Origin of the sequence: Geothrix sp. 21YS21S-2 (assembly GCF_030846775.1) — a bacterium.
Lineage (GTDB): Bacteria > Acidobacteriota > Holophagae > Holophagales > Holophagaceae > Mesoterricola.
On sequence record NZ_CP132910.1, the window covers coordinates 4,629,986 to 4,653,891 of the forward strand.

General features: G+C 68.8%; 22 protein-coding genes. 16 read left to right on the forward strand and 6 right to left on the reverse strand.

Annotated elements, in window-relative coordinates; genetic code table 11:
- Nucleotides 1-126: 126 nt before the first annotated feature.
- The 11 genes from RAH40_RS20395 to RAH40_RS20445 all read left to right on the forward strand — a co-directional run bounded on the left by RAH40_RS20395 (nt 127) and on the right by RAH40_RS20445 (nt 12,929).
- Complete coding sequence (locus RAH40_RS20395) at nt 127-1,722, forward strand: DUF748 domain-containing protein (RefSeq protein ID WP_306599471.1); 1,596 nt, start codon at nt 127-129, stop codon at nt 1,720-1,722.
- A gap of 46 nt (nt 1,723-1,768) precedes the next feature.
- Nucleotides 1,769-3,172: a M20/M25/M40 family metallo-hydrolase gene (locus RAH40_RS20400; protein WP_306599472.1), complete on the forward strand. Its 1,404-nt coding sequence runs from the start codon at nt 1,769-1,771 to the stop codon at nt 3,170-3,172.
- A 270-nt stretch (nt 3,173-3,442) separates the two neighbouring features.
- Nucleotides 3,443-4,516 carry a hypothetical protein gene (locus RAH40_RS20405; RefSeq protein WP_306599473.1) on the forward strand — a complete coding sequence of 358 codons (1,074 nt, stop codon included), beginning with the start codon at nt 3,443-3,445 and terminating at the stop codon, nt 4,514-4,516.
- The gene (hemC, locus tag RAH40_RS20410; protein ID WP_306599474.1) at nt 4,513-5,382 is read left to right on the forward strand and encodes a hydroxymethylbilane synthase; all 870 of its coding nucleotides are present in this window, start codon (nt 4,513-4,515) and stop codon (nt 5,380-5,382) included. The genes RAH40_RS20405 and hemC overlap by 4 nt, the downstream gene beginning before the upstream one ends.
- Nucleotides 5,379-6,014 (forward strand): uroporphyrinogen-III synthase, encoded by a 636-nt coding sequence (locus RAH40_RS20415; RefSeq protein WP_306599475.1) that lies wholly within the window; start codon nt 5,379-5,381, stop codon nt 6,012-6,014. The genes hemC and RAH40_RS20415 overlap by 4 nt, the downstream gene beginning before the upstream one ends.
- A gap of 2 nt (nt 6,015-6,016) precedes the next feature.
- Nucleotides 6,017-6,988: a porphobilinogen synthase gene (hemB, locus tag RAH40_RS20420; protein WP_306599476.1), complete on the forward strand. Its 972-nt coding sequence runs from the start codon at nt 6,017-6,019 to the stop codon at nt 6,986-6,988.
- A gap of 2 nt (nt 6,989-6,990) precedes the next feature.
- The gene (locus RAH40_RS20425; RefSeq protein WP_306599477.1) at nt 6,991-8,256 is read left to right on the forward strand and encodes a glutamate-1-semialdehyde 2,1-aminomutase; all 1,266 of its coding nucleotides are present in this window, start codon (nt 6,991-6,993) and stop codon (nt 8,254-8,256) included.
- Nucleotides 8,257-8,268: 12 nt separating this feature from the next.
- Complete coding sequence (hemE, locus tag RAH40_RS20430) at nt 8,269-9,255, forward strand: uroporphyrinogen decarboxylase (protein ID WP_306599478.1); 987 nt, start codon at nt 8,269-8,271, stop codon at nt 9,253-9,255.
- 53 nt (nt 9,256-9,308) lie between these two features.
- Nucleotides 9,309-10,679, forward strand: coding sequence for an oxygen-independent coproporphyrinogen III oxidase (gene hemN / locus RAH40_RS20435; protein WP_306599479.1), 1,371 nt, complete (start codon nt 9,309-9,311; stop codon nt 10,677-10,679).
- Entirely contained in the window at nt 10,676-11,623 is a 948-nt protein-coding gene (gene hemH, locus RAH40_RS20440) for a ferrochelatase (RefSeq protein WP_306599480.1), read from the forward strand. The genes hemN and hemH overlap by 4 nt, the downstream gene beginning before the upstream one ends.
- Before the next feature lie 13 nt (nt 11,624-11,636).
- Nucleotides 11,637-12,929, forward strand: coding sequence for an NAD(P)/FAD-dependent oxidoreductase (locus RAH40_RS20445; RefSeq protein WP_306599481.1), 1,293 nt, complete (start codon nt 11,637-11,639; stop codon nt 12,927-12,929).
- A 6-nt stretch (nt 12,930-12,935) separates the two neighbouring features.
- Here RAH40_RS20445 and RAH40_RS20450 read toward each other — a convergent pair whose 3' ends face one another.
- Nucleotides 12,936-13,397: a hypothetical protein gene (locus tag RAH40_RS20450; RefSeq protein ID WP_306599482.1), complete on the reverse strand. Its 462-nt coding sequence runs from the start codon at nt 13,395-13,397 to the stop codon at nt 12,936-12,938.
- 110 nt (nt 13,398-13,507) lie between these two features.
- On the opposite strand from RAH40_RS20450, the gene RAH40_RS20455 reads away from it, so the two are divergent.
- On the forward strand, nt 13,508-15,211 hold the full coding sequence (locus RAH40_RS20455) for a serine/threonine-protein kinase (protein ID WP_306599483.1): 1,704 nt from the start codon (nt 13,508-13,510) through the stop codon (nt 15,209-15,211).
- On the opposite strand, the gene RAH40_RS20460 is transcribed toward RAH40_RS20455, so the two are convergent.
- Nucleotides 15,212-16,315, reverse strand: coding sequence for a hypothetical protein (locus RAH40_RS20460; protein WP_306599484.1), 1,104 nt, complete (start codon nt 16,313-16,315; stop codon nt 15,212-15,214).
- Nucleotides 16,316-16,500: 185 nt separating this feature from the next.
- Here RAH40_RS20460 and RAH40_RS20465 point away from each other — a divergent pair, with 185 nt between their 5' ends.
- Both RAH40_RS20465 and RAH40_RS20470 read left to right on the forward strand, forming a co-directional pair.
- Nucleotides 16,501-17,112, forward strand: coding sequence for an LPP20 family lipoprotein (locus RAH40_RS20465; RefSeq protein WP_306599485.1), 612 nt, complete (start codon nt 16,501-16,503; stop codon nt 17,110-17,112).
- Between the two features lie 81 nt (nt 17,113-17,193).
- The gene (locus tag RAH40_RS20470; RefSeq protein ID WP_306599486.1) at nt 17,194-17,598 is read left to right on the forward strand and encodes a phage holin family protein; all 405 of its coding nucleotides are present in this window, start codon (nt 17,194-17,196) and stop codon (nt 17,596-17,598) included.
- Here the strand turns inward: RAH40_RS20470 and RAH40_RS20475 are convergent, their stop codons facing one another.
- Nucleotides 17,599-18,354, reverse strand: a complete 756-nt coding sequence (locus tag RAH40_RS20475; protein WP_306599487.1) for a CsgG/HfaB family protein — start codon at nt 18,352-18,354, stop codon at nt 17,599-17,601.
- Between the two features lie 130 nt (nt 18,355-18,484).
- Nucleotides 18,485-19,624: a hypothetical protein gene (locus RAH40_RS20480; protein ID WP_306599488.1), complete on the reverse strand. Its 1,140-nt coding sequence runs from the start codon at nt 19,622-19,624 to the stop codon at nt 18,485-18,487.
- A gap of 129 nt (nt 19,625-19,753) precedes the next feature.
- On the opposite strand from RAH40_RS20480, the gene metK reads away from it, so the two are divergent.
- The gene (gene metK / locus RAH40_RS20485) at nt 19,754-20,896 is read left to right on the forward strand and encodes a methionine adenosyltransferase (RefSeq protein ID WP_306599489.1); all 1,143 of its coding nucleotides are present in this window, start codon (nt 19,754-19,756) and stop codon (nt 20,894-20,896) included.
- A 114-nt stretch (nt 20,897-21,010) separates the two neighbouring features.
- A complete protein-coding gene (locus tag RAH40_RS20490) occupies nt 21,011-21,580 on the forward strand; it encodes a hypothetical protein (protein ID WP_306599490.1) in 570 nt (189 codons plus the stop codon).
- A 449-nt stretch (nt 21,581-22,029) separates the two neighbouring features.
- Here the strand turns inward: RAH40_RS20490 and RAH40_RS20495 are convergent, their stop codons facing one another.
- Entirely contained in the window at nt 22,030-22,770 is a 741-nt protein-coding gene (locus RAH40_RS20495) for a LytTR family DNA-binding domain-containing protein (protein ID WP_306599491.1), read from the reverse strand.
- A 21-nt stretch (nt 22,771-22,791) separates the two neighbouring features.
- Entirely contained in the window at nt 22,792-23,850 is a 1,059-nt protein-coding gene (locus tag RAH40_RS20500; protein WP_306599492.1) for a sensor histidine kinase, read from the reverse strand.
- Nucleotides 23,851-23,906 lie beyond the last annotated feature (56 nt).

Below are 23,906 nucleotides of genomic sequence, written 5' to 3' on the forward strand. Positions count from 1 at the left end.
TTTTTCATGCCTTTTTTTTACAATTCTTGATTTCTCCTGTTGTGCCCCATGAAAACCAGGCCTCCCATGGACACCGAATCGGATCCTCTCCCGGGAGTCCCAGGCTGGGGTCCTCTCCTGGCCAGGATGAAGGCCCGGTGCCGGGCCCATCCCGTTCGCACGGCCCTTGGCGCCCTGGGCCTCGCCCTGGTCCTGACGCTCGGCTTCGTGGACCGGCTGCTCGCGCGGCCCATGCAGGCTTGGGCCGAGCGGACCATGAACCAGCAGCTCAAGGGCTACACGGTCCACATCGCCCGGGCCCACCCCCACCTCTGGCGCCTGGCCTTCGACCTGGACCAGGTGGTGGTGGCCCAGAACACCCATCCGGTCCCCCCCGTGGCGGATTTCGGCTCGCTCCGCTTCTCGCTGCTCCTCAGGGAGCTGCTCCGGTTCAAGGTGGCCGGGAACCTCACCCTGGAGAGCCCCGCGCTTCACATCGACCTGGCGCAGGCCACCGAGGAGGTGCGGAGCCGGGTGAGCCTCAAGGAACGGGGCTGGCAGCGGGCCGTGGAGTCGGTCTTCCCGTTCAAGCTCGACCGGGTCGAAGTCCGGAACGGCTCCCTGCTCTACCTTTCCGCGGACACGGCCAGCAAGCCCCTGCAGCTCACCCGGATCTCCCTGCTGGCCCTGAACATCCGCAACATCGCGGCGGCCAGGGGCACCTACCCCTCCCCCGTCAGCCTGGAAGGCCTGATGTTCGACACCGGCAAGCTGCGCTTCCAGGGATCGGCGGATTTCCTGCGGGAGCCCTACGTGGCCGCCCAGGGGAGGATCCACCTGGAGCGGGTGCCCCTGGACCGGCTGAATCCCCTGGCCCAGGCCTACCAGATCAAGACCACGGGCGGCTTCCTCTCCCTGGACGGGGACGTGGAGAGCACCCCGGAAGGCCAGACGGCCCACCTCACGGAGATGCACCTCGAGGACCTGCGGGTGGACTACGTGCACAGCCTGGCCACCGTGGCCGTCGAGAAGGAGCATGGGAAACAGGCGGTGAAGCTGGCCCGGAAGCTCCGGAACGCCCCCCAGCTCAAGCTCCGGCTGGACACCCTGAAACTCACCAACAGCCAGGTGGGGTTCCTGAACGAGGCGACCCAGCCGCACTACCGGGTATTCATGACAAAGGTGAACCTGAAACTGGAAAACCTGAACAACCAAGTCGGCCACGGTCCATCGCCCTTTCAAGCGCATGGCACATTCATGGGTAGCGGCCCGACCTCCCTCTCCGGGAAATTCCAGGGCTCCGCGAAAACGGCGGATTTTGATGTCCACTTCAAGCTGGACGACGCCCCGTTGCCCAGCCTCAACGACATGCTCATGGCCCACGCGGGGGTGGACGTGGCCGCGGGATCCTTCTCCCTCTTCACCGAACTCACCGTCAAGGATGGCCGGGTGGAGGGTTACGTGAAGCCGCTCATCAAGAACCTCCAGGTCTACGACAAGGCGAAGGACAAGGACAAGCGCTTCGGGAAGCGCGTGGAGATGCACGTGCTCCAGTTCCTCGGGAAGCTCTTCAAGAACCGGTCCTCCCGCTCGGTGGCCACGGTCGTCCACATCTCGGGCTCCACCCGGGCGCCGGAGACCAGCGAGTGGCAGGTCATCCGGAGACTCATCGGGAACGGGCTTTTCCGGGCGATCCTCCCGGGGTTCCAGGACAAGGGGGAGCCGCCGCCGCCCAAACGGTAGGCAGGGGGGTGGATACCGCACATAATGAGGCATCGACGGAGGCTTCATGCGCGGTTCCCTCTCCCTGCTTCTCGCCCTGGGTTTCGGTGCGTCCGCCCTGCTGGGCACGACGCCGGAGGACCCCCTGGCGAAGGTCCGGGCCCAGGCCTCGGCCCTGGCGGCGCGGGCGCTGGCCTCGGACAGGGCCTACCGGAACCTGGCCTCGCTCTGCGACGACGTGGGCCACCGCCTCAGCGGTTCCGCCAACTACGACAAGGCCGTCCTTTGGGGCCTCCAGGCCATGCGGGACGCGGGACTCCAGAACGTGCACGCCGAGAAGGTCATGGTGCCCCACTGGGTGCGGAACCAGGAGTCGGCCTGGATGGTGCTTCCCAACCTGAAGGAGGTGTCCATCCTGGGCCTGGGGATGAGCGTCCCCACGCCCAAGGGCGGCATCACGGCCGACGTGGTGGTGGTCGCCTCCCTCGAGGAGCTGGCCGGGCTCAAGGACGACCAGGTGAGAGGCCGCATCGTCCTGTTCGAGTCCCCCTTCAGGGGCTACGGCCCCGGCGCGCGCATGCGCTTCTCCGGCGCCTCCGCCGCGGCCCGGAAAGGGGCGGTGGGCATGCTGCTGAGGTCCGTGGCCTCCCTGAGCTACGACACGCCCCACACCGGGACCCTCCACTACGACGCCGACGCGCCGGCCATTCCCGCCGCCGCGGTCTCGGTGGAGGACGCCATGATGATGAGGCGGATGTGGGACCGCGGGCAGCGCATCATGGTCCACCTGGAGATGGGCTGCGAGACGCTTCCCGACGCCGAGGCCGCCAACGTGGTGGGCGAGCTTCCCGGAGCGACCCGGCCGGGCGAGATCGTCCTGGTCGGGGGCCACCTGGATTCCTGGGACGTGGGGCAGGGGGCCCAGGACGACGGGGTGGGCTGCATCCTGTCGCTGGCCGCCGCGAGCCTCATCCGCGAGCAGGGCCTGAAGCCCGCCCGCACCGTGCGGGTGGTGTTCTTCGCCAACGAGGAGAACGGGAACCGGGGCGGGGAGGGCTACCTGGCCCTGCACCGCGCCGAACTGAAGGACCACGTCGCGGCCATCGAGACGGATTCGGGCAACGGCCCGGCCCGGGGCTTCTCCCTGGAACTGCACGCCCCGGAGGGCGGCAGGGCCCCGGACGCCCAGAAGGCCCTGGCGGTGCTGGGGGGCCTCCGGCCCATGCTGGAGCCCCTGGAGGCGGGGCGGCTGGTGCTGGGCCACGGCGGCGTGGACATCGAGCCCTCGGTCATGGTGGGCGTCCCCGGCCTGGGCATGAACCACGATACGTCCAAGTACTGGGAGGTCCACCACTCCAAGGCCGACACCTTCGACAAGATCAACAAGGAGGACCTGGCCCGGAACTCGGCCATCCTCGCGGTGGCGGTGTACGGTCTGGCGGACATGCCCGGACGGCTCCTGGAACCCTAGACCCCTGTGATGGCCATCAATACCCTTTTTTTTCGCCTTTCCTCATCCTTTCCTCCGGTCGATGGGAAAACAATATGGCGAAAGGGAATTTACCTGCCTACCCTGCTCTTGACCCGCCGGGACTCCCGCCGGAACGTGAACTTTCCGGTTCGGTCGATTCAATAATTTAAGATACCCTGATCCCTTAGACAGACTAAATGGCGGCCCATGGATCCTGTTCTCTACTCCTACTACATACCGAGGCATGACCCAGAGGTTGTGGCCAGGAACGTGGTCCGTGCGCATCTGGCCGATCACCTGCTCATGTGGCGGCGCATCTCCGACGCCTGCGAGCTGGTCTACCTCGCCACCTGCCAGCGGGTCATCTTCATGTTCTGGGGCGGGGACGGCACCACGCTGGGCTTCGACCCCGACATCGAGTGCTTCCAGGGGGAGGCCGCCTGGCGGCACCTGCTGGAGGTGGCCACCGGCCTCAACAGCGCCAACCTGGGCGACCGGGAGATCGTGGGCCAGATGAAGCAGGCCCTGCAGACGGCCAAGGAGACCCGCACCGCGGGCCACGAGGCCCAGGCGGCCTTCGAGGACATCCTCCGCGAGGCCCAGCGCCTGCGTACCCGCATCGGCCTGGACGACGGCAGCGCCAGCGTGGCCACCGCCGCCCTGCGCCACCTGGAGACGACCCTGGCCCCGGGCGCCAAGGTCGCCATCGTGGGCGTCGGCCCCATGAGCCGGTACCTGGCCCAGCGCCTGCCCGAGCGCGGCTTCCAGATCACCATGAGCAACCGGACCCTGTCCAAGGCCGAGGCCTTCGGCCTGCCGCTGGTGCCCCTGGCCCAGCTCCAGATGGATCCCGAGGGGTTCGACGCGGTGGTCACGGCCACCGCCAGCTCGGCCCCCATCTTCACCAAGGGCAACTGGGAGCGCCTGGACCGGCCCCCCGTGAGGCTGGTGGACCTGGCCCTCCCCTACGACACCGAACCCGAGATGGACGAGATCCCCTGGGTCACCCGCGTGGACCTGTCCACCTTCCTGGCGGAGACCGAGGGCGGGCGCATGAAGCGGCGGGAAGCCGCGGTGCACGCCGAGCCCTACATCGTCGGCGCCGTGGAGCGCCTTCGGCGCCGCGCGGACGCCCGGATCCAGAAGCACGCCAACCGCACCGCCCAGGATCGCCTCACGGAAGCCTGGGAGGCCCTGGAGGCGGAAGCCGTCGCGCCCGGTAGTGTGCTCGCCGGTCTCGACCCCGTCCAGATGGAAGCCCTGGAGGCCCTCCTCAAGCGGGGGCGCACGCTCGCCTTCCGGGCCCTCAACCTCCACCGTGAGCCAGCCCTGGAAGGACGATGAAAATAATACTGGGCACGCGGGGTTCCCTCCTCGCCGTGCAGCAATCGGAAGACCTGGTGGCCCACCTGCGTGCGGCCGGGCATGAAGTCCTCTGGAAGCGGTTCACCACCCACGGCGACCAGTGGCTCGCCGGCCCCCTGGGCAAGGAGGAGGGCGCGGGCTTCTTCACCAAGGAACTGGAGGACGCCCTCCTGTGCAAGGACGTGGACCTCCTCATCCACTCCTTCAAGGACGTGGCCCTGGACCGCCCCGCCGGGATCGTCACCGCCTGCGTCCCGGAGCGGGAGGACTCGGCCGATTGGCTCGTCATGCGCCCCGACGCCCCGGAGAACCCCGTCATCGGCACCAGCTCCGAACGGCGCCTGCGGTTCCTTTCCCAGGCCCTTCCCAAGGCCTCCTTCACCTGGATCCGCGGCAACGTCCCCACCCGGCTCCAGCGGGTCAAGGACGGCCTGCTGCGCGACGAGCCCCTCCACGGCACCGTGCTGGCGGCCGCGGGCCTGCGCCGCCTGGGCCTGGACCTCGCCGGCCTGGACGTGCGGCCCTTCGGGCCCCGGGAGCTGCTCCCGGCCCCGGCCCAGGGCGCCCTCCTGGCGGAATGCCGGGCGGAAGACGTCGCCATCATCGAAGCCCTCAAGGGCTTCCACCACGCCCCGACCCTGAAGTGCGTGACGCTCGAGCGGGAAGTCCTGCGGGGCATCGGCGGCGGCTGCCAGCAGCCGCTGGGCGCCCTCTGCGTGGAGGAGGCCGGCGGCTTCCATCTCCAGGCCGCCTACGCGGGGCCGGACGGAATCCGGTGGGGCCAGTCCCGCAGCAAAGATGAGGATGTCCTCGTCACCGAGGTCCTCCGGGGGCTGGGGCTGTGAAACGCGTGGGCCTCGCCCGCGCCCAGGATGACGCGATGAGCCGGGCCGTCTCGGCCGCGGGCTGGGAACCCGTCACCTTCCGGGTCACCACGCTCGAGGCGACCGGCGCCCCGGCTCCGCATCCGCGCCCCGACGGCGTCATCGTCCTCAGCCCGGCCGCTGCCCGGCTCGCCCAGATCCCTCCGGGCGTGCCCTGCCTGGCCCAGGGCGCGGCCACCGCGCGGGCCCTGGAGGGCCGGCAGGTGGTCACCAGCGCGATCCCCCAGGCCGAGGGCCTCGTGCAGCTGCTCAAGGACCGCTTCCCCGGGGGCGGGACCTTCCTCCTGGCCCGGGCCGAGCGCAGCCGGGAGCACCTGGAGGAGGCCCTGAGGGGCACCCCGTGGACCGTCCTCCCCTGGATCACCCACCGGGAAGTGCCCCTGGACCCCCCGCCGGAGCTTCCGGATCTGGACGCCATGCTGGCCCTCAGCCCCCTCCAGGCCGAAGTGCTGGGCCCCCTCTCCGGGGACCGCCTGCGCCTGGCCTGGGGTGAACGAACGGACCGGGCCTTCGCCCAAGTGGGATATCCTTCCCATGGCTGGTGCGAGCCCCACCTGTCCGCCCTGCAGCAACTCCTGTCTTCACGAGGTTGACCATGCTGATCCGATCCCGCCGCCTTCGCACCACCAACGCCATGAGGGACCTCGTGGCCGAGACCACCGTCCAGGCCCGGAACCTCATCCAGGGCCACTTCGTGCAGCCCGGCAACGACTCCACCGAGATCTCCAGCCTCCCCGGCATCTCCCGCAACAGCGTGGAGGCCACCGTCCGCCAGGTGGAGTCCGACCTGAAGCTGGGCCTGCGCAGCCACCTCTTCTTCGGCGTCCCCGACCCTTCCGACAAGGCCTCCGACGCCCACGCCGCCCACGACCACGAGGGCATCGTGCCCGTGACCGTGCGCCGCCTGAAGAAGGAGTTCGGCTCGGACGTCATCGTCATGACCGACGTGTGCCTGTGCGCCTACACCGACACCGGCCACTGCGGCGTCAACGACGGCCCCGTGATCGTCAACGACAAGTCGGTGGAGATCCTGGCCCGCATGGCCGTGGCCCACGCCGAGGCCGGCGCCGACATGGTGGCCCCCTCCGACATGATGGACGGCCGCATCCGCGCCATGCGCGAGGCCATGGACGCCCAGGGCTTCACCCAGACCGGCATCCTCAGCTACGCCATCAAGCACGCCGGCGCCTACTACGGCCCCTTCCGCGAGGCCGCGGACTCCTCCCCGAAGTTCGGCGACCGCCGCAGCTACCAGATGGATCCCAGGAACGCGAGGGAGGGCCTGCGCGACGCCCTGCTGGACCTGGAGGAGGGCGCCGACGCCCTCATGGTCAAGCCCGCCATGCCCAACCTGGACCTGATCTGGCGCCTGCGGGAGAAGACCCTCTGCCCCATCGCCGCCTACCACGTCTCCTCCGAATTCAGCAGCGTCAAGGCCGGGGCCCGCATGGGCTGGCTGGACGAGGCCAACCTCTTCAGGGAGCACCTGCTGGCCATCCGCCGCGCGGGCGCCGACTGGATCGTCACCTACGTGGCCCGCGAGGCCCTTGAGAAGAAGTGGATCTGACCATGAGCAACGACACCCTGTTCCAGGAAGCCCTCACCCACTTTCCTGGCGGCGTCTCCAGTCCCGTGCGCGCCTTCCGCGCCGTGGGCGGGACCCCGAAGTTCTTCCGCAAGGCCTGGGGCAGCCGCTTCGAGGACGAGGAGGGCCGCCGCTACGTGGACCTCTGCATGTCCTGGGGCCCGCTGATCCTCGGCCACGCCGTGCCCGAGATCATCTCCGCCGCCGTGGAGGCCATGCAGGAGGGCCTCACCTTCGGCGCCCCCAGCCGGCGCGAGATCGCCCTGGCCCGGCGGATCAAGTCGATGGTCCCCTTCGTGGAGAAGATGCGCTTCGTGTCCTCGGGCACGGAGGCCGTGATGAGCGCCCTGCGCGCCGCCCGCGGCTTCACGAAGCGCGACCGCATCCTGAAGTTCGACGGCTGCTACCACGGCCACAGCGACGCGATGCTCGTGAAGGCGGGCTCCGGACTCGTCACCTTCGGCGAGCCCAGCAGCGCGGGTGTGCCCCGGGGCTTCGCCGACCTGACCACCGTCATCAGCCTGGACGACCTGGAGGCCCTCGAGGCCACCTTCGACAAGCTCGGCCACGAGCTGGCCGCGGCCATCATCGAGCCCATCCCCGCCAACAACGGCCTCCTGGTGCAGGACACGGCCTTCCTCCGGCGCCTGCGCGAGCTGTGCACCGCCTACGGCGTGGTCCTGATCTTCGACGAGGTCATCAGCGGCTTCCGCGTGGCCCCCGGCGGCGCCGCCGAGCTCCTGGGCATCACCCCCGACCTGGTCACCTACGGCAAGATCATCGGCGGCGGCATGCCGGTGGGGCTCTACGGCGGGCGCAAGGACATCATGGCCGTCATCTCCCCCGACGGCCCCGTCTACCAGGCCGGCACGCTCAGCGGCAACCCCGTGGCCATGGCCGCGGGCCTGGCCACCCTCGAGCGCCTCACGCCCAACCTCTACCGCGACCTCGACCAGAAGGGGGCCCAGTGGGCCGCCGCCTTCGAGAAGATGCCCGGCCTGCACGTGCCCCGCGTGGGCAGCCTCCTGTGGCCGCTCTTCCAGCCCGGCGTCAAGCGCGCCGACCGCGTGGAGTCCGGCGCCATCGACCGGTTCAACAGGATGCACGGCCTTCTGCTGAAGGAGGGCGTCTACCTCCCCCCCTCCGGCTACGAAGTGGCCTTCCTCTCCGCCGCCCACGGCGAGGAGGAGCTGGCCCACGTCGAACGCGCCATCGGCGTGGTCGCCGCCGCCCTCAAGAACGAAGCCTAGAACGGAACCGCCATGACTCCTCAGCTCGTCCGCGCCCTCCGGGGTGAAGTTCTGCCCACGCCCCCCATCTGGTTCATGCGCCAGGCGGGGCGGTTCCTGCCCGAGTACCGGAAGATCCGCGAGAAGGCCACCTTCGAGGACCTGCTCTACGACTCCGACCTGGCCGCCGAGGTCACCCTCCAGCCGGTGCGCCGCTTCCCCAAGCTCGACGGCGCCATCATCTTCTCGGACATCCTGGTGATCCTGGACGCCCTGGGCTGCGGCGTGGTGATCCCCGAGGGGGGCCCCCGCCTCACGAAGACCCTGGACCAGATCGACCCGGACATCCTCCTGGACGAGAAGGTGTTCGAGTCCGTGCAGGCCGCGCTGCGCAAGGTGCGCGCCGCCCTGCCCGAGGACAAGGCCCTGCTGGGCTTCGCCGGCGCCCCCTGGACCCTCCTGGCCTACGGCATGGAGGGCAAGGGCAGCAAGAACTGGGTGCGGGCCAAGTCCTACCTCCACCAGGAGCCCGAGAAGGCCCGCAAGTGGCTGGACCGCCTCGCGGACGCCTCGGCGCGCCTGCTCAACCTCCACATCGGCGCCGGCGCCCAGGGCGTGCAGCTCTTCGACACCTGGGCCGGGGAACTGGACCGGGAGGACTTCGAGGCCTTCGCCCTGCCCGCCGCCCACCGGGCCCTCGCGCAGGTGGAAGGCGCCCCCCGGCTCTACTTCCCCCGGGGCATCCTCCCCGCCAGCCTCGGGACCCTTCCGTGCGAGGGCTTCGCGGTGTCCTGGCAGGTCCCCATGGCCCAGGCCCGGGCCCAGTTCCCCGGCAAGGTGCTCCAGGGCAACCTGGACCCCACCTCCCTGCTGGCTGGCGAAGAGACGGCCGTCCGCAAGGCCAAGGCCATCGTGCAGGTGATGAAGGGCGCCCCCCACGTGTTCAACCTCGGCCACGGGCTGCTGCCCGAGACGGACCCGGCGGTGGTGGGTGCGGTGATCGACGCGGTCAAGGGATAGTTGACCGGAATCATCCCCTTTATCTGCGAAAATGGACTCTGGAGGTTCCGAAGATGGCCCTGTCCCTCTCCGACCTGATCAAGCACTACGACCGCCCCGGACCCCGCTACACCGGCTACCCCATGCCGCCGGTGTGGTCCGAGGGGTTCCCCCAGGAGGAGGTGGCCCAGGCCCTGGCGCGCGCCGACGCCGACCCCGAGCCGCTCTCCCTCTACGCCCACCTCCCCTTCTGCAAGCGCCGCTGCTCCTACTGCGGCTGCAACGTGGTGGTGAGCCCCCACTACTCGCCCGTGGACGGCTTCCTGAAGTCCCTGGAGACCGAAGTGGAGATGTGGGCCTCACACCTGCCCACCCGCCGCGGCGCCATCCAGCTCCACTGGGGGGGCGGCACGCCCACCTACCTGAACGTGGCCGACCTCAAGCGCACCTTCAAGCTCATCACCGACCGCTTCCCGCTGCTGCCCGGGGCCGAGGTCTCCATCGAGGTGGACCCCACCTTCCTGGAGCCCGACCAGCTTCCCGCCCTGCGCGAGATGGGCTTCAACCGGGTGTCCTTCGGCGTGCAGGACCTGGACGAGCACGTGCAGGAGCTGATCACCCGGGGCCAGACCTGGGAGCAGACGCTGACCACCGTCAAGCAGGCCCGCGAACTGGGCTTTCCCGGCGTGAACCTGGACCTGGTCTACGGCCTGCCCGGCCAGACCATGGCCACCTTCCGGCGCACCCTGGAGAGCACCCTGGAGCTGAACCCCGACCGCATGGCCATCTACGGCTTCGCCTACCTGCCCTCGGTCATGCCCTACCAGCGCAGCATCCCCGCCGAGACCCTGCCCAGCCCCGAATTGCGGCTGGACCTCCTGCTCCTGGCCGTGGACATCCTGGAGAAGCACGGCTACGTGGCCATCGGCATGGACCACTTCGCCCGCCCCGGCGACGAGATGGCCAAGGCCGTCAAGGAAGGCCGCCTCATCCGCAACTTCATGGGCTACGCCGTGGCCGCGGGTTCCGACCTCCTGGGCTTCGGCCCCAGCGCCATCTCCAACGTGGCCGGCGTCTACTCCCAGAACGAGAAGATCCTCACCAAGTGGGAGCGGGACATCGCCGAAGGCCGCTTCTCCGTGCACAAGGGCCACCGCCTCGACGGGGAGGACCTCATGCGCCGCTGGCTCATCCACGAGCTCATGGGCACCTTCGAGCTGCGCTGGGACGACCTCCGCCAGCGCTTCGGCGTGGACGGCCCGGTCCACTTCGCCGGCGCCATCGAGGAGCTCAGGGCCGAGGTGCCCTTCGGCACCGTCGAGGTGCGCGACGAGGGCGTCTTCATCACGCCCCTGGGCCGGCGCTTCGTGCGCAACATCGTGCAGCCCTTCGACGCCTACCTGAAGAAGCTGGCCGCCAGCACCCCGTTCTCGAGAACGGTGTGAAGCCTGACACCGCCGTCGTCCTGCTGAACCTGGGCGGCCCCCTGCGCTCCCGGGACGTGGAGGGCTTCCTCTACCGCCTCTTCTCCGACCGGGACATCATCAAGTTCCCGGGCCCCGCGTTCCTGCAGCCGCTGTTCGCCACCCTGCTGTCCAAGGGGCGCAGGAAGGAAGTGGAAGGCCGCTACGACGAGATCGGCGGCGGCAGCCCCATCCTGCGGGAGACCGCGCGCCAGGCCGCGGCGCTGCGCACCGCGCTGCGCGAAGCCGGACGCCCCGAGCCCGTGAAGATCGCCTTCCGCTACACCTCGCCCCGGGCCGCGGGCGTGCTGCGCTCGCTGAAGGGGCAGGGCATCCGGCGCATCGTGCCCGTCACCCTCTATCCGCACGACTGCAAGGCCACCACGGGCTCCAGCCTCGTGGAGCTGGAGCGCGAGGCCAGGGCCCTGGGCATGGAGGTCCTGCCCGGCGTCCTGCACTACGCCACCGACGCCGACTACCTGGAGAGCCTCGCGGGGCCCCTGGAGGCCGCGCTGCGCGAAGTGCCCGGCGCCACCGTGGTCTTCTCAGCCCACAGCCTGCCGGCAAGGCAGATCGAGCAGGGCGACGCCTACCAGCGGGAGATCGAGGCCACGGTGGAGGCCCTCAAGGCCCGTGTGGGCGACATCCCCGGCGGGTTCCGGCTGGCCTACCAGAGCAAGGTGGGCCCCATCAAGTGGCTGGAGCCCGAGCTGGGTTCGGTGCTGAGGACCCTGGGCGGGAAGGACATCATCGTCCTCCCCGTGAGCTTCGTCACCGAGCACATCGAGACCCTCCACGAGCTTGATATCCTTTTCAGGGACGTGGCGCTCAAGGCGGGCGTCCGCAGCTACCGGCGCCTCCCCGCCCCGGCCGCCGACCCCGCGTACATCCGCTGTCTTGCGCGGCGCACCCTGTCGGCAATCTGAAAGCGAGGCTCCCATGACCACCTTGATTCTCGGCGGAGGCATCACCGGACTGCTGGCGGCCTACTACCTGCAGGAGCGGGGCGAGGCCACCGAGGTCTGGGAGGCCGAGGAGGCCGTGGGCGGCTGGGTGAAGACCCTCCCCTGGGCCACGGAGGACGGCCGCCCCGGGCGCATCGAGAAGGGCCCCCAGGGCGTCCTGGTCACGCCCGGCAGCCGCACCGACACGCTCTTCAGGGCCCTGGACCTCCAGCTCAAGAGCCCCGGCAAGGGCGCCCGCTGGGTGGGCACCGGGGGCCGCCTGGTGCCCGTGCCCGCGCATCCCGTGGGTCTCTTCGGCACCGCCCTCATGTCCTGGTCCACCAAGTTCCGCATGTGCTTCGAGCCCTTCATGCCCGTGAGGCCCGCGGAGCCCGAGGAGGGCCTGTCCGAGTTCATGGCCCGGAGGGCCGGCCAGGGCATCGCCACCGAGCTGCTGCCGCCCATGGTGGCCGGCATCCTGGCCTCCCCCGCCGAGCTGCTCAGCGTGGACGCCATCCCCAAGCTGCGCCAGTGGGAGGCGTACGGCAGCCTCCTGCAGGGCATCATGAAGTCCGGAGTCAGCCACCTGCAGGTGCCCGAGGGCGGCATGGGAAGCCTCCCCGTGCGCGTCGCCTCGCGCCTGGCCGCGGTGAAGACCGGCCTCAGGGCCGAGTCCCTGGAGCGCACCGCCGACGGCAGGTGGCTCGTCAAGGGCGACGGCCTGGAGCGCGTCGCCGACCGGGTCCTGCTCGCGCTGCCCGCCTTCGACGCCGCGCGCCTCCTGGCGCCCCACGCCGAGGCCTCCGCCAAGGCCCTGGCCGAGATCCCCTACACCTCCGTCAAGCTCTGGCACAGCCGCCACGCGCCCCTGGCCCCCTTCAAGGACGGCTTCGGCTTCCTCATCCACCCCAAGGAGGGCCGCCCCTACCTGGGCTCCCTGGTGCCCAGCTGGATCGACGCCGGGTGCGCCCCCGGGGACCGCATGCAGCTGCGCAGCTTCATCGGCGACTCGGACCTGTGGCGCGATCCCGACCCCGGCGCGGCCAAGGACTGGGCCTGGACCCTGGGCCGCCTCCGGAACTGGGTGCCCGCGCTTTCCGACGCGTACCAGACCCGCGAGGAGATCAGCCCCAACGCCATCCCCCGCGCCGAGAAGGGCCACCGCGGCCGCGTGCGCAGGGCCGTGGAGGGCCTGCCCCAGGGCATCCACTGGCTCTCCAACGCACGGTTCGGCCCGGGCGTGCGGGACGTCATCGAAGGGCTGGAGCCCTGGCTGGATACGCTCTGACCTGACCTACTTCCCCTTCTCCATGCTGCCGGTGTAGGTCCCCAGGTGCGCCTTGGGGGTCCTGAAGCCGAAGGCGTCGTGGTTCACGCTCACGAACACCGTGAGCAGGAACAGCAGGAACGCGAGCATCGGCGCGCCGCGCTTGCGGGCCGCCAGGGCCTTGGGGCTCATCTCGGAGAACATCATCACCAGGAGCACCAGGACCAGCTTCCAGTGGAGGTAGAGGGCCTGGAAGGGCTCGGCGCCGGCCCGGAACTTCATCACCAGGAGCACGATGCCCAGCAGGAGGGCGATGCGGAATCCCCAGGCGGCGGTGCGCTTCCACAGGACGGAGGTCAGGCCCTGGAGGTCCTCGCGGGTCTCCTCGAAACCCACCAGGAGCAGGACCACTGCGGCCGAGCCTCCAGCCAGGGCGAAGGCGATGACATGGAGACTCCTGAGGAGATTGAACGTATCGAAATGGGGCATTTCCGACCTCGCGAATGGGTGGGCTTGAAAACCCGATTGTCCTACATTAACGCCCAAGGTGAAAGGCGCGGACCCATGTATGATGAGATCGATCCTCGAGTGGGCTGAACATGGCAAAGACCATCGGCAAGTATGAAATAATCCGCTCCCTTGGTTCAGGCGCCATGGGTGAGGTGTACCTTGCCAGGCAGGCCGCCATCGGGCGGGAAGTGGCCATCAAGACCATCCTCCCCAACGTGGCCAAGGGCGAGGAGGCCGAGGGCCGGTTCCGGCGCGAGGCGGAGGCCGCGGGCAAGCTGAGCCACCCCAACATCGTCACCATCTTCGATTTCGACAAGGACGGGGACACGTTCTTCCTGGTCATGGAGTTCGTGAAGGGCGACGACCTCGAGGACGTCATCAAGCACCAGGCCCTGTCCCATTCCCAGTTCCTGGAGGTGCTGGCCCAGGTGTGCGACGGCCTCAGCCACGCCCACCGCAACGGCATCATCCACCGGGACATCAAGCCCGCCAACGTGCGGGTGATCCGGGACGGCAAGAACCTCCAGGCCAAGGTCATGGACTTCGGCATCGCCCGGGTGGAGGACAGCAACATGACGGCCACCGGCATCGTCATGGGCACCGTCAGCTACATGGCGCCCGAGTACATCCGGAACGGCCACGCCACGACCCAGTCCGACCTCTTCGCGGTGGGCGTGATGCTCTACGAGTGCCTCACGGGCCGCAAGCCCTTCGCCGGGGACAACACCACCACCATCCTGTTCAAGATCGTCTCCGAGACGGCGCCCCCCATCGACCTGAGCACCATCCACGGCATCAGCCACAGCATCCGGAACGTCCTGGACAAGGCCCTCTCCAAGGAGCCCGGGGACCGCTTCCAGACCGCGGACGACTTCGGCAAGGCCCTGCGGGCCTGCAAGGACCCCAGCTGGACCGGGACCCTGGACGAGGCCACCGCCATGATCACCCGCCACCAGGAGGCGCTGGCCGCGACGCCGCCGGCCCATCCGGACGAAACCGAGGTCATCCGGCAGCCGCTCCCGTCCCCGCCCACCGTCATGGGCCGGGTCGCGCCGGCCGAGGGCACCGCCCTCATGCCTTCCGTTCCGGCCCCGGCCAAGGCCGGCGGCAGCCGCACCGGCCTCTTCGCGGCCGTGGGCGCCGTGGCCCTGGCGGCCGTCGCCGGCGGCGGCTACCTGGCCCTGCGCCCCAGGACCCCGCCCGCGCCCCTCCCCGACGTCCAGCCTCCGGCCCCCGCCGCCGCCCCGCAGCGGCCTGAACCCGCCCCCGCCGCGCAGGCCGGGTCCCCCGGGACGGCTCCCGCGCCCCAGGCCGAGCCGCCCAGGCCCGAGCCCGTCAAGGCCGGGCCCGCCAAGGCCGAGCCTGCCAGAACCGAGACCGCCAAGCCCGCCCCGCCCAGGCCGGAGCCCCCGAAGCCGGAACCTCCCAAGGCAGAACCCCCCAAGGCGGCGCCTCCCAAGGCCGAGCCCACCGGCACCAAGGCCGTCCTGGCCCTCCTGGACACCGATCCCCGCCAGGCCGCGGCCCAGGCCAAGGCCATGGCCGCGGCCGACCCCGGCAACGCCGAGGTCCAGGGCCTCTACCTCGCGGCGCTGTACCAGAGCCGGAACGCCTGGGACTTCGAGCGCGGCCTCAACCGCGCCATGGCCTCGGGCCTCACGGTCGGGCAGATGCTCCAGGCCGCCCCCGCATTCAAGAAGGCCCTGGCGCAGGAGATCCGCCTCCAGAAGGCCAACCCTCCCGCGGGCATCCTGCCGGGAGACGTCATGAAGAAGATCAGCGCCGGGCTGTAGCTACTTCACCAGGTTCTCCAGCCACTTCGTGAAGGTCTTCTCGACCTTCTCGCGGAAGTCCTGCTTCAGGCGGTTCTCGGCCTGGAAGTCCGAGACGCCCAGGCCCTTGGCCTCGATCTCCACCGACTCGTACTCCGTGCCGGCGCGGTCCCGGAGGGTGATGGAGAGGACGCCCCGCGCCACGATGATGCCGGTGTCCTTGGTGGTGGAATGGCTGACCCAGCCGCCCCGCCACCAGCCGTTCCACTGCTTCTGGCTCGCGTCGACCTTGGCGGTCTTCGCGTCGGAGCGGTAGTCCAGCACCAGCTGGAACTCGCCGTCGCGCTCGGCCCAGCCGAGGCCGGTCTTGAGGGCGGCGTTGCGCAGGATCGCCGCGATCTGGCTGGCGCCGGAGCCCCCTTCCAGGGACAGGGTGAGCGAGCCCCTGAGCTGGTCCATCTGGCGGTCCACGGACAGCTTCCCGGCGCGGATGTCCTTGCGGAGCTGGGGGTCGCCGCCGCCGGCGGCCAGCAGCGCCGCCATGTCGTCCAGCTTGGCCAGCTCCACCTGGGCGTTCTTGAGGCGGTTGAGCTGGCGCATGCGCTCCCGGGGTGCGGTGGGGGTGTCCGACTCCTGGAACAGGTCGTTCTTCTGGGCCGTGAACCGGGCCCGCAGCTCCCGCTCGGCGATGGGCACGTCCAGGTACGCCAGGGCGTAGGCCGTGGCCCCCTTCACGTCGACCCAGGTCTCCTCCACCGAAAGTCCGGGGAGTTCGGTGGCCGAGGCCTGGATGTTGGTGTTCTGGCCCACCTGCTGCTCCGAGGTGCCCGTGGCCCTGCCTCCGGTCTGCTGGGTCACGGTGGCCCGGCTGGAGACGCTGGTCTCGGACTTGACGTTGGCCCGGAGGCGGCTGAGCACTTCGCCCCGGGCGTTCTGGGAGGCCTGGGTGATGGCCTGGGCTTCGCTGGGCGACACCGGGGCGAGGCCCATGGCGTAGACCCGGCCGGCCTGGGCGGGGAGGGCGGTGATCCACATGGGCTTGACGAGGCCCTGCCGGATCGTGGGCGTCTGTCCCCATGCGGCGCCGGAGAGCAGGGCTGCAAGAAGAATGCTTGCGATCTTCATGGCGATTTCTCCTCGGGCTTGGGATTATCCGGAACGGAATTGATGCTAGGATTGATGCCGCAAATATGCCAGCTTTGGAGTTGCAGCACAACGCGATCGAAGGACGAATGTTTCGCGCATTCCGGAAAAGCCTGGGATGCTCCTTCAAACGGAAGTCCACCCCAACCCCCAATCAAGGAGTCGACATGCGTCTTTCCCTCTACCTCCCCGTGGGTCTGGCCATGGCCGGACTGGTGGCCTGCGGCGGCCCCAAGACGGAGCCCAACAAGGTGGCCGTGACCACCACCGCGACCAAGAACGCCCCCAGCTGGATCGACAACGAGGAGATCCCCGACGGCCTCGCCGCCGTGGGCATCGCCCAGCCCAACCCCATGGGCGACAAGTCCATGATGCGCACCGTGGCCATCGCCGACGCCCGCACCAAGCTGGCCGGGAAGCTCAAGGTCCGCGTGCAGAACATGTTCAGCCAGCTCAACCAGCAGGTGACCACCGCCGCCGCCGACAACACCAAGAAGCCCATCAAGACCGACGTCATGAACCGCGTCATCGAGAACGTCACCCGGCAGCTGGTGGACCAGGAACTGGCCGGCACCACCACCCGCAACTTCTGGAACGACCCCTCCGACGGCAGCCTCTACGTCTTCGTGGTCATGACCAAGGAGACCATGGACCGCGCCCTGGCCGGCGCCGCCCAGAGCCAGATCCGCAAGGAGATCGCCCAGGGCGAGCAGAGCCTCAACGCGGCCCTGGACAAGCTGGACGCCGCCATCGCCGCCAGCGATCCCACCCGGCACTGAGCCCCGCCCCGGACCCCGGCCGCCGCATCCGCCTACCGCGGGACGGCGGCCGGGGTCTAGAATGGGGAACGGAGACGGATTGTGAGAACGCTGCTTCGGTTCCTGTTTTCCGCGGTGGGGCTGCTCATCGCGTCATACTTCGTGCCGGGCATCCACCACGGCGCCTTCATCGACCTGGTGGCCGTGGCCGTCATCCTGGGGGCCCTCAACGCGACCCTGGGGATGCTGCTGCGGTTCGTGGCCTTCGTGCCCCTGGCCTGCAGCCTGGGGTGCCTGGGCCTGTTCATCAACGGGCTGGTGTTCTGGGCCGCGAGCTGGGTGGCCGTGCGGCTCGGCCTGGACTTCCGGGTGTCGGGGTTCTGGGCGGGGTTCTTCGGGGCGCTGGTCTCCAGCGTGTGCGCCACGTTCCTGGAGACGCTGCTCATCGGCAAGGAACAGAAACGCCGGGAGGAGGCCCCCCGGCGCATCAAGATCATCAACGAGTGACTAGTCGTCCGCTTCCGCGCTGGCGCGGGTGATCTTGCCCAGCATCTGCTTGGCCAGCTTCTGGATGATCGGCTCGAAGATCTGGTTCACCATGCTCTGGTCGAACTGGAGCTGGCTGCCGGTGCCGGCGACCTTGACGCCCATGTCCTTGACGGTGGCCTCGTCGTGGGCCACGGCCACGATCTCGGCGGTCTGCACGTCGATGAGCTTCATGTCCAGGCGGCCCGTGAGGGTGGCCTTCTGCACGTGGATGTCGCCGGCCACGCCCCCGGCGATGCCGCTGCCGGTGAGCTTGCCCACCAGGGCGCCGGCGCCCCAGCCCGTGCCGAATCCGCTCTTCTTGTAGGCGAAGCGGGTCACCTTGCCGGTGACCATCCACCGCACGCCCAGGAGCTTGCCCATCTTGGCGACCTTCCTCTGCTCGGCGGGATCGTCGGATTCCTCCACCAGACCGCTGGCATTGAGCTTCTGTTCGGCCAGCACCTCGTCCAGGCGGGCGCGGTCCATCACCCGGACCTTGTCGCTGCCCTCTTCGATGAGGGTGGTGACGCAGAGGTCCTGGAGCACGTCGCTGATGCGGGTCTCCCCGCCGACGTAGCCGTAGCCCCAGCCGCCCCAGCCTTCGTAGGCGCCCTTGGCGACGGGGAAGGGCGCGACGATGACGCGGGGACGGTCCTTCTTGGGAACCACCGCGACTGCGGGCGCCAAAGCGAGCAGGCAAAGTGCGCAAAGCGCGAACATTCGGCGTGTCACCACGGAATCCTCCATTCTGGGGTTTACCAAACCGAGTATACACACGGCCCGGAAAAAACCCACCTTTCGGCGAAGGGAATGTTCCATGTAAAAAGCCCCCTTCCGGGGGCTTTTTACATGGAACCCGGAGGTCCTAGTCGGTGACGGCGAAGACGACCTTCTCGTTCTTGAAGCGTTCCTTGTTGATGAGCTTGACGACGGCGGTGGCCTTGTCCTCGGCGATGGTGAGGGTGTAGTGCTTGTCCCTCTCGATGGAGCCGGGGATGACGCTGACCTTGCCGATCTTCTTCAGGCCCACTTCGGAGGCCGTGATGGTGATGGTGTCCGTGGAGCGCAGGTCCAGGGCCTTGGTGAACACGCCGTCGGCCCAGTTGGAGCCGGCGCGGTCCTTGGCGAAGACGGGGACGACCACGACGCCGTCCTTCTCCAGGGCCTTGCGGTCGCCCACCACGTAGTGGAGGGAGTTGAGCTTGGCCTTGGCGGCCTCGTTGCTGGCGTTCAGGCTCTCCAGCTCCTTGATCATGTTGGTCTTCTCGGCCTGCAGGCCCTCGATGTCGGCCATGAGCTTGGCCTTCTGGGCGGTCAGGTCCGTGAGCTCCTCGGTCTTCTTGGCGGAATCGGCCTGGGCCACGTCACGCTCGCCTTCGATCTTGGCCTTCTCTTCGGCCTGGAGCTCGGTGGGGGAGATGTGGGCCTTGCCCTGGGAGACCCAGCTGCCGTAGACGCCGTTGTTGTAGAAGTGGTAGACCTCGAACCCGGCGGCCATCTTGTCCATGATCAGGACGCGGCTGACGAGCTGCTTGGCCTTCTCCTCGTTCACGCCCTTGCGCTTCAGGAAGCGCATGGCCATGCCGTAGTGGCTGTCGTTCTCCTTGGCGATGTCGGGCTTGGGCAGCACGGCGCGGAGCTTGGCGATCTTCTCGTTGAGGTCCTTGATCTCCTTGTCCTTGTCCAGCACCTCCTGGAGGAGGGCCTGGTAGGAGCTGTTCTTCTCGGCCTTGATGCGCTCTTCCAGGGCGCTCTTCTGCTCGGGCGTCAGCTGGAGGGTCTCGGCGTTGGGGCGGATGTCGTTGACGCCCGCGGCCTTCAGGTTGCGGGTCTGTTCCGAGCCGGCGACGTTGGCCTTCTGGCTCATCTTGTCCAGTTCGGCGGCCTTCTGGGAGAGTTCGTGGATCTCCTTGTCCTCGCCCGTCTTCTTGCAGGCTGGCGAAATCGTCAGCATCGCGACGGCCAGGGCTCCGAACAGGTATCGTGCTATTCGCGAGACGTTCATAAATACTCCATGGTTGAGTTGACTGGGGGAGGCTTTGCCCCGTCAGAATAGCCATCCTTGGTCCGGGTGGCAAGAAAGGGGACCCGGCATTTGCTGCTACCATTATTCTCCCAATCCGGCGGAGGCGTCATGTCAGCTGATTCCAGGGCTCTTTTCACCTCAGAAAGCGTCACGGAAGGCCATCCCGACAAGATCGCCGACCAGATCTCCGACGCCGTCCTGGACGCGGCGCTGCGAGGCGACCCGCGCAGCCGCGTGGCCTGCGAAACCCTCGTCACCACGGGCCTGATCCTGGTGGCCGGGGAGATCACCACCGAGTGCTACATCCCCGTGGCGCAGCTGGCCCGGGACACCGTGAAGGGCATCGGCTACGACCACAGTATCAAGGGCTTTGATTGCAACACGTGTGCTGTGATGGTCACCCTCGACCAGCAGAGCCCCGATATCGCCATGGGCGTGGACACCGGGGGCGCCGGGGATCAGGGCCTCATGTTCGGGTACGCCACGGACGAGACGCCCGAGCTCATGCCGGCCCCCATCCACTTCGCCCACGCCCTGACCCGCAAGCTCGCCGAGGTGCGCAAGAGCCAGCAGATCCCCTGGCTGCAGCCCGACGGCAAGTCCCAGGTGACGGTGGAATACGACGGCCACCGGGTGGCCCGCATCCACACCGTGGTGATCTCCACGCAGCACGCCGAGTCCGCGGGGAACAAGGAGATCCGGGAGCGGGTCATCCAGGAGGTCATCCAGGCCGCCCTCCCGCCCGAGTATCTGGACGCCGACACCATCTACCACGTGAATCCCACCGGCCGGTTCGTCATCGGCGGCCCCATGGGCGACACGGGCCTCACGGGCCGCAAGATCATCGTGGATTCCTACGGCGGCACCGGCCACCACGGCGGCGGGGCCTTCTCCGGCAAGGATCCCTCCAAGGTGGACCGCTCCGCGGCCTACATGGGGCGCTATATCGCCAAGAACATCGTGGCCGCGGGCCTGGCGCGCACCTGCGAGATCCAGCTGGCGTACGCCATCGGCGTGGCCGAGCCGGTGTCCATCGCCGTGGAGACCTTCGGCACCGGGACCGTCAGCGACGCCGCCATCGTCCGGGCCGTGCGGGAGGTGTTCAGCTGCACGCCCAGGGCCATGATCGAGACCCTGGACCTGCGCCGGCCCATCTACCTCCCCACCGCCGCCTACGGCCACTTCGGCCGGGACGGCTTCAGCTGGGAGCGCACCGACAAGGCGGACGCCCTTCGGTCCGCCGCGCGCTAGGGGGGTTTCGCCCCCGCGCCCGCCGGGTTCGCCCCAGTTCCCTGGGACGCCGGCGCCGATGCCCGAATCTTGGTTCGCACGGGAACGATCCCGGCCCCACCAGGAGGAGGTAGCATGCGCACCTTGGTCCAACTATCCGGCATCGCGGCCATGGCCCTGGCGGGTTCCGCCGCCCAGGCGACCGATTTCGGCCCCCTCATGGACGTCGCCCACTCCACGTGGCCCGCCAAGACCCACATCGCCGTGGTGGCCGACTACGGCCGGTCCCAGGACGAGGTCCAGAACCTCGCCATGGCCGCCGGGGAAGGCAACCGCATCACCGTTCTGGACACCCGGAACCAGATCGACGTCGAGAAGGCCTACGGCCTCATCACGGACCGGGTGCGCCCCGACTACCTGGTCCTCCTGCCCAAGGACCGCCTGGTATGGGACGGCTCCTTCGCCGCCACCCAGGTGGTGAACCGCCTGGCCTACAAGGGCATTCCCTCGATCGCCACGACCCCCAAGGCCATCTCCCAGGGCGCCGTCTTCGCCATCGGCGAGGCCACGGGAATGAACCTGCTGGTCACCGACAAGGTGATCGGGACCGTGGGCGTGATCCTGCCGCAGCGGGCGAACTTCGTCAACAGCATGTCCAACTATGGAAAGGGGATGGCCACGGTTTCGGTGGTGGCGTCCCGCTGAACCGAATCCAGGCGATGGAAAGGACCCCTCCGGGGGTCCTTTTCCGTTGGGCACGAGCAGACCCAAGATTACTGAATTCCGCTGTTGCCAACCCTTTATCCCTGCGATCCGTCAGGTTCAGGAGAAGAACCTATCGCCGAGGAGCCGAGGATCGCCGAGAAATGCAGTTTCCCTTCCCGGCGATCCTCGGCTCCCCGGCGCCTCGGCGAAAGGCTTTTACAAGGGTGGTGCCGATCTTCGCGATCCAGGCCGCGAAAAGACATTGGGACGTCATTCGACACCCAACCAGGCCCGAAAGCCCCGCGCCAGAAAGGGCGCCTTCCTCCTGGACTTCGACTCGACCCCCATCGACTTGCCGAACCGCCTCCCGCCTGAACCTGATCCGGCCCGGAAGGATCCCGCGGACGCGCCTGGCTTGCCGGCCGCGGCAACTCCTGACCTTCCCTGCCTCAGAGCCACTCCCCCAGCTGATTCCGGTAGGTCCGGCTCATGGTCAGCTGGCTCCCGTCCTTCATCGTCACCAGGTAGTCCCCCCCGGTCCACGGCTCCAGGTGGCGGATGAAGTCCAGGTTCACGATGGCCGAGCGGTGGATGCGCCGGAAGCGGGAGGGGCTGAGCTTGTCCAGCATGCCGCTCATGGTCTGGCGCACCAGGTGGCTGGTGCCCTCCACGTGGAGCCGGACGTAGTTGTCCTCGGCCTCCACCCACTGGATGGCGGCGGGGCGCACGAAGGCGTAGCGGGTGCCCTCCTTGATGAGGAGGCGCTCGGGAGGGGGGCGGTCGGCTTGCACCTGCTTGAGCATGGGCTCCAGGGACGGGCGCGGGCTGCCCTGGATCCAGGTGCGCACCCGGGCCAGGGCGGCGGCGAACCGCTCGGGGTCGAAGGGCTTGAGCAGGTAGTCCAGGGCGTGGACCTCGAAGGCCTTCAGGGCGAACTGGTCGTAGGCGGTGACGAAGAGGGTGGGGGGCATCCGGTCCGGGCCCACCTCCTCGATGACCCCGAAGCCGTCCAGCTCGGGCATCTGGATGTCCAGGAAGACCAGGTCCGGGCGCAGGGCCTCGATGTCCCGCACCGCCTCCAGGCCGTTGGAGCATTCCCCCGCCACCTCCAGGTCCGGATGGTCCCCCAGCAGCCGGCGCAGACGCTGGCGGGCCAGCACCTCGTCATCGACTATCAGGGACCGGATCATCGTGGGGGCCGCCCTTCGGGTTCAATGAAGGGGTATACGCACGACGACGCGGGTCCCCTTATCCGGAACGGAGAATATCTCCAATCGATGATTTTCGTGATAAAGCATCAATAGCCTGGCCCGGGTATTCCGGAGGCCGACCCCCTCCCGGCTGCCTTCGAAGCCCGCGCCGTTGTCCTGGACCTCGAGGGTGAGCCAGGGAGCCTCACGGGTGGCGCGGATGAGCAGCTTGCCGGGCCGGGCCCGGGGAGCCAGGCCGTGCTTCAGGGCGTTCTCCACCAGGGGCTGCAGGAGGAACTTCGGCACGGGGGCCCGGGCCAGCCCGGGGGGGATGTCCACCTCCACCTCCAGCCGGTCCTGGAAGCGCACCTTCTCGATGGCCAGGAAGGCGTCCACCAGGGCCATCTCCTTTTCCAGGGGGAGCTCCTGGGAGGCCTCGGCGTCCAGGTTGAGGCGCAGCAGGTCGCCGAGCCTGGCCACCATGCGATCCGCGGCCTGGGGGTCGGTGTGGATGAGGGCGGAGATGGAGTTGAGGGCGTTGAAGAGGAAGTGGGGCTGGAACTGGGCCAGGAGCATCTGGTTCCGGGCCAGGGTGAGCGACGCCTCGAGCTGGGCCGCCTCCAGCTCCCGCGCCTTCATCCCCTTGTAGAGGAGGAACCCGTGGAAGCCGCCCAGGACGGCCCACATGAGGATGAGGGTGGAGTGGAGGTAGGTGAAGAAGAACCGCAGCAGGTTCTTCCAGGGCCACTGGAGGATCTTGGCGCGCATCTCCGGCTCCTGGAAGGCCAGGGAGATGAGCCAGGCGATGCCCAGCCCCAGGCAGGCCAGGACGAAGCCGGTCCCCAGGTTGATGATCCAGGCCGGCAGCCCCTTCAGGGAGAAGGACTGGATGGGGAAGCGCTGGGCGACGCGGAGGATGACGAGGCCTTCCAGGGCCCACACCGCGTTCTGCAGGAGGTTCATGGGCAGGACCGACAGGAAGGGCATGCGGTAGGCCACCATGTCCCAGGTGGTGTAGTAGAGGCCCATGAGGACCCAGATCCCGCCGTACATGATCCAGTGCACAGGCTTCTTGAACATGCCTCCATGGTGGTGGCCAACCCGCGCGCCCACAAGCCCCCGTGGGGCGAAGGAGC

Coding starts and splice junctions, on each gene's coding strand:
- RAH40_RS20395 (WP_306599471.1), top strand. CDS start 127: ATGAAGGCCCGGTGCCGGGCCCATCCCGTTCGCACGGCCCTTGGCGCC.
- RAH40_RS20400 (WP_306599472.1), top strand. CDS start 1,769: ATGCGCGGTTCCCTCTCCCTGCTTCTCGCCCTGGGTTTCGGTGCGTCC.
- hemC (WP_306599474.1), top strand. CDS start 4,513: ATGAAAATAATACTGGGCACGCGGGGTTCCCTCCTCGCCGTGCAGCAA.
- hemB (WP_306599476.1), top strand. CDS start 6,017: ATGCTGATCCGATCCCGCCGCCTTCGCACCACCAACGCCATGAGGGAC.
- RAH40_RS20425 (WP_306599477.1), top strand. CDS start 6,991: ATGAGCAACGACACCCTGTTCCAGGAAGCCCTCACCCACTTTCCTGGC.
- hemE (WP_306599478.1), top strand. CDS start 8,269: ATGACTCCTCAGCTCGTCCGCGCCCTCCGGGGTGAAGTTCTGCCCACG.
- hemN (WP_306599479.1), top strand. CDS start 9,309: ATGGCCCTGTCCCTCTCCGACCTGATCAAGCACTACGACCGCCCCGGA.
- RAH40_RS20445 (WP_306599481.1), top strand. CDS start 11,637: ATGACCACCTTGATTCTCGGCGGAGGCATCACCGGACTGCTGGCGGCC.
- RAH40_RS20450 (WP_306599482.1), bottom strand. CDS start 13,397: ATGCCCCATTTCGATACGTTCAATCTCCTCAGGAGTCTCCATGTCATC.
- RAH40_RS20455 (WP_306599483.1), top strand. CDS start 13,508: ATGGCAAAGACCATCGGCAAGTATGAAATAATCCGCTCCCTTGGTTCA.
- RAH40_RS20460 (WP_306599484.1), bottom strand. CDS start 16,315: ATGAAGATCGCAAGCATTCTTCTTGCAGCCCTGCTCTCCGGCGCCGCA.
- RAH40_RS20465 (WP_306599485.1), top strand. CDS start 16,501: ATGCGTCTTTCCCTCTACCTCCCCGTGGGTCTGGCCATGGCCGGACTG.
- RAH40_RS20480 (WP_306599488.1), bottom strand. CDS start 19,624: ATGAACGTCTCGCGAATAGCACGATACCTGTTCGGAGCCCTGGCCGTC.
- metK (WP_306599489.1), top strand. CDS start 19,754: ATGTCAGCTGATTCCAGGGCTCTTTTCACCTCAGAAAGCGTCACGGAA.
- RAH40_RS20490 (WP_306599490.1), top strand. CDS start 21,011: ATGCGCACCTTGGTCCAACTATCCGGCATCGCGGCCATGGCCCTGGCG.
- RAH40_RS20495 (WP_306599491.1), bottom strand. CDS start 22,770: ATGATCCGGTCCCTGATAGTCGATGACGAGGTGCTGGCCCGCCAGCGT.
- RAH40_RS20500 (WP_306599492.1), bottom strand. CDS start 23,850: ATGTTCAAGAAGCCTGTGCACTGGATCATGTACGGCGGGATCTGGGTC.